Genomic DNA, 240 nt, shown 5'->3' on the forward strand with positions numbered 1-240 from the left:
AAATTTTAAAAATATCAAAAATTAACATGGGAAAAGCAGAGGACAGACCAGTCTATCAATTAATGTATCGGTTATTAATGTTGATACTTGATGCAAGAGACAAGTTTCCGAAGAATTACAGGTACGAATTCGGTACGGAACTTATGATGTCCGCCCTTCGTTGTTGCGAGTTGATCCGTTATGCAAATTCAAGCCTTCCGCGTCGAGTGGAATACCTGAACGAATTCCTTGTTAAGTTTG

Annotated in this window: 1 protein-coding gene; it reads left to right on the plus strand. The window is 38.3% G+C overall.

The window, feature by feature from the left end; genetic code table 11:
- Nucleotides 1-26 precede the first annotated feature (26 nt).
- Nucleotides 27-240, plus strand: a 214-nt coding sequence (locus HMPREF2794_RS29340) for a four helix bundle protein (RefSeq protein WP_139147298.1), incomplete at its 3' end; no start/stop codon positions are given.

Source organism: Bacteroides sp. HMSC067B03 (assembly GCF_001811315.1).
In the GTDB taxonomy this organism is placed as follows: Bacteria; Bacteroidota; Bacteroidia; order Bacteroidales; family Bacteroidaceae; genus Bacteroides; species Bacteroides faecis.